Genomic DNA, 4,643 nt, shown 5'->3' on the forward strand with positions numbered 1-4,643 from the left:
CCCATGATTTCACAAACCCAACCGTAAAACTACTTCACACGCGCGACACTAGCTCTTCCCCATCTGGATTTCCGTGCCAACACTGCCGCGACGCCGCTCCCCGCCATTCCACTCGGCGGGCCTTCCTGGCGGCGGGCATCTCCCCGCGGGCTCGCCCCTCACCGCCGAAGGGCACCGCGCCCCTTCGCGAGTGACGCCGAACACCCGCGAATCGCTAAGTGCCCCTCTCCGTCCTGTGCGTCCGTATCGTGTCTGGTTAGTAGGAGCGGGGTCGACGACGACCCCACCGATCCGCTAGGAGTGATGATCCGATGGCGTGGACCAAGAAGAATTCCGGCGCGGGAGCCGCTACGGGAGGCGTTCCGGACACCCGAGACGGCCGAGACGTCCCAGGCGCGCTGGACGCCGCGAGCCCCGAGGGCTACCGGAAGCTCCCGCTCGAGCAGGCCTCGCGCCGGGAGAAGATCGCCGAGCGCTGGCTGCGCAGGGCTCTCGACAAGGCCGTGGAGACGCAGAAGGCTCCGGCGGAGGCGTATGTCCGCCACCTCCGCAGCGCCAGGCCCGAGGAATCCCCTGCGCAGGTCGTCGAGCGCCTCGACAAGTACTTCGTGCGCGCGGTCGGTGGCGCGGGCACGGCGGCGGGCGCGACGGCGATGGTCCCGGGCATCGGCACGATGGTCGCCTTCGGCGCGATCGGCGCCGATGCCGTCGCCTTTCTCGAAGCCGTCACCTTCCACAGCATCGCGAAGGCGACCGTCTACGGGGTGGACACCCGCACCCGGGACCAGCGCGAGGTCCTCGTCTCGATCATCCTGCTCGGCAGCGCGGGCAACGCCATCGTCGAGCGGGCGTCCAAGGGACGCAAGGGCGCCTCCATCGCAAAGAAGGCGACGGAGCTGCCCGACCTCGGCCGAGTCAACAACTTCGTCTTCCGTCGCCTCGTGCGGACCTTCGTCTACAAGCGGCTCAAGGGTTCGATGGCCAAGGTGCTCCCTGCGGGCGTCGGGGCGGCCCTCGGCGGCTGGAGCAACGTCAAGGCCGGCAAGGCCGTTGTCTCTCGCTCCTCCGAGGCCTTCGGACCGGCGCCGACCACATGGCCCTCGACGCCCGAACTCACGGCCGCGGAGGACGATTAGGGCCTCCGCCGTCATCCCCGCCGGTGCCCTTGGAGAGGGGGGTCGCGGGCCGCATAGGCGGCCCGAGAACCGCCCTCGCAGCTAGCCTTGGACCCGGATGTGCCGATCTTCTGTGAAGCGGGTAGAACGAAGTGGGATGGCGGTACCAGAAAGGCGCGCGGTCACCCCTTTCGTGCGCACCCGGCCTGTCGAGCATTTCCACCCGCTGAGCAGCAGTGATGCAGCCGCTAAAACACGCGCGAAAACGCAGCAAAATTATCCGTGCGGAGAATCCCGCGCGAAATAGCTAGGACACAAGGAAGGCAGTTGTCGGTCGTGAGCGAACAAGACTCGCAGTTCGGACAGAATCAGTGGCTCGTGGACGAGATGTACGAGCTCTACCGAAACGACCCGAAGTCCGTCGACTCCGGCTGGCACGAGTATTTCGAGAAGCACGGCGCGCCCAGTGCCCCGAAGGTCGACGGCGCTAAGGGCGCCAAGGCATCGGGTAGCTCGAAGGCCTCGGCCCCGGCGAAGGGTTCGAAGCCCGCGCCCTCCGCGAAGGAGAAGGGAGCGCAGAGCGCGAAGGAATCGGCCAAGTCCGAGAATCCCGCGGTCTCCTCCTCCGAGTCGAAGGACGCCCGCCCCTCGCAGAAAAACGAGCGCCCCCGCAGCGACGCCGACCGCGGCATCGGTCGTGAGCGCGTCGCACTGCTCGATGTCCCGGACTTCGAGCCGCCGGCCGAGACGGAGAACAAGGTCATTCGCGGCGCGGGCAACGCGATCGTCAAGAACATGACCAAGTCGCTGGAGATCCCCACCGCCACCTCGGTGCGCGCGATCCCGGCGAAGCTCATGATCGACAACCGCATCGTCATCAACAACCACCTCAAGCGCACCCACGGCGGGAAGATCTCCTTCACCCACCTCATCGGGTTCGCGATGGTGCAGGCCGTCAAGGCGCACCCGGCGATGAACAACCACTTCGCTGAGGTCGACGGCAAGCCGAACCTCGTGACGCCCAACGGGATCAACCTCGGACTCGCGATCGACCTCCACCAGAAGGACGGCTCGCGCACGCTCGTCGTCGCGGCGATCAAGAACACCGAGAAGATGGACTTCCGGCAGTTCCTCGATGCCTACGAGGACATCGTCCGCCGCGCCCGCGTGGGCAAGCTCGGCATGGACGATTTCTCGGGCGTCACCATCTCGCTCACCAACCCCGGCGGCATCGGCACCGTCCACTCGATCCCGCGCCTCACCTCCAACCAGGGCACCATCCTCGGCGTCGGCGCCATGGAGTACCCGGCCGAGTTCCAAGGCACCTCCGAAGAGAAGATCTCGGCGCAGGGCATCGGCAAGATCACCACGCTCACCTCGACCTACGACCACCGGGTCATCCAGGGTGCCGAGTCGGGCGAGTTCCTCCGCGAGATCCACCGCCTGCTCATCGACGATTCGTTCTACGACGCGATCTTCGCGGCGCTGCGCATCCCCTACGAGCCGGTCCGCTGGCGCACCGACATCACGGACCCGCGCGTCGACAAGGACGCCCGCGTCCTCGAGCTCATCGCCGCCTACCGCAACCGCGGCCACCTCATGGCGGACATCGATCCGCTCGACGGCATGCAGCCGTTCCGTCGTCGCCGGGTACACCCCGACCTCGACGTCAACACCCACGAGCTCACGCTGTGGGACCTCGATCGCAAGTTCTCCGTCGGCGGCTTCGTCGGCAAAGACAAGATGAAGCTACGGGACGTCCTCTCCGTCCTCCGCGCCGCGTACTGCCGCAAGATCGGCATCGAGTACACGCACATCATCGAGAACGAGCAGCGGCAGTGGATTCAGGACCGGGTCGAGGTCGTCAACGACAAGCCCACCAACGCGGAGCAGAAGTACATCCTCAGCCAGGTGAACGCGGCCGAGGCATTCGAGTCCTTCCTGCAGACCAAGTACGTGGGCCAGAAGCGCTTCTCCCTCGAGGGCGCCGAGTCCGTGATCCCGATGATGGACGCCGTGATCGACGAGGCCGCCGACTTCGGTCTCGACGAGGTCGTCATCGGCATGCCGCACCGCGGCCGCCTCAACGTGCTCGCGAACATCGTGGGCAAGCCATACTCGAAGATCTTCAACGAGTTCGAGGGCAACATGGACCCGAGCGCGGCGCACGGCTCGGGCGACGTCAAGTACCACCTCGGCGCGAGCGGCACGCACTACCAGATGTTCGGCGAGAACGAGATCACCGTCTCGCTCACCGCGAACCCCTCGCACCTCGAGGCCGTCGACCCCGTGCTAGAGGGCATCACGCGAGCCAAGCTCGACATGCTCCCCGACGATCGCCGTTCGGACTACCCGATCGTGCCGCTCATGCTCCACGGTGACGCCGCGTTCGCCGGCCAGGGCGTGGTCCCCGAGACGCTCAACCTCGCGCTGCTCGACGGATACACCACGGGCGGCACCGTGCACATCGTCGTCAACAACCAGATCGGATTCACCACCGCTCCCGAGTCCGGGCGCTCGAGCCAGTACGCCACGGACATCGCCAAGGGCTTCGGCGTCCCGATCTTCCACGTCAACGGCGACGACCCGGAGGCCTGCGTCCGCGTCGCGAAGCTCGCGATGGACTTCCGTCAGGAGTTCCACAAGGACGTCGTCATCGACCTCGTGTGCTACCGCCGCCGCGGCCACAACGAGGCGGACGATCCGTCGATGACCCAGCCGCAGATGTACGAGATCATCGACCGGAAGAAGGGCGTCCGCGAGGTCTACACCGCCGACCTCGTCGGTCGCGGTGACATCACCGAGTCCGAGGCCGAGACGGCACTGCGCGACTTCCAGGGCCAGCTCGAGCAGGTCTTCAAGGAGGTCCGCGAGCTCGAGAAGCACCCGGCGCAGGTCTCGCAGTCCATCGAGTCGGAGCAGCCGCTCCCCTCGAGCCTCGTCACGGCCGTGTCGGCCGAGCGGCTCCAGGAGATCGGCGACGCCTTCGGCACCCTGCCCGAGGACTTCCACCTCCACCAGCGAGTCAAGCCCGTCTACGAGCACCGCCAGAAGATGGCCTACAACGGCGACATCGACTGGGCGTTTGGCGAGCTCCTCGCCATCGGCACGCTCGTGCAGGACGGCCGCCTCGTCCGCCTCGCCGGACAGGACTCGCGCCGCGGCACGTTCACGCAGCGCCACGCTGTCGTCGTGGACAAGGAAGACTCCTCGAACTACTCGCCGCTGGCCAACCTCCCGGACGCCGACGGCTCCTTCGAGGTGTGGAACTCGGCGCTCACCGAGTACGCGGGCCTCGGCTTCGAGTACGGCTACTCGGTCGGCAACCCCGATGCGCTCGTCATGTGGGAGGCGCAGTTCGGCGACTTCGTCAGCGGCGCGCAGATCATCATCGATGAGTACATCTCCTCGGGCGAGGCCAAGTGGGGCCAGAAGTCGGCGGTCACGCTGCTCCTCCCCCACGGCCACGAGGGCATGGGCCCGGACCACTCCTCGCTCCGCATCGAGCGTTTCCTCCAGCTCTGCGCG

Annotated in this window: 2 protein-coding genes; both read left to right on the forward strand. The window is 66.9% G+C overall.

Annotated elements, in window-relative coordinates:
- The first annotated feature begins 311 nt into the window (after positions 1-311).
- Positions 312-1,136, forward strand: coding sequence for a hypothetical protein (locus V7E05_RS01100; RefSeq protein ID WP_333617835.1), 825 nt, complete (start codon positions 312-314; stop codon positions 1,134-1,136).
- A gap of 366 nt (positions 1,137-1,502) precedes the next feature.
- The coding region (locus V7E05_RS01105; RefSeq protein ID WP_333617892.1) for a multifunctional oxoglutarate decarboxylase/oxoglutarate dehydrogenase thiamine pyrophosphate-binding subunit/dihydrolipoyllysine-residue succinyltransferase subunit at positions 1,503-4,643 on the forward strand (3,141 nt) is incomplete at its 3' end.

This window comes from Dietzia sp. (assembly GCF_036741115.1).
Taxonomy (GTDB): Bacteria; Actinomycetota; Actinomycetes; order Mycobacteriales; family Mycobacteriaceae; genus Dietzia.

Bases quoted from the DNA above. Each gene is read 5' to 3' on its own strand.
- V7E05_RS01100 (WP_333617835.1), top strand. From the start codon at position 312: ATGGCGTGGACCAAGAAGAATTCCGGCGCGGGAGCCGCTACGGGAGGC.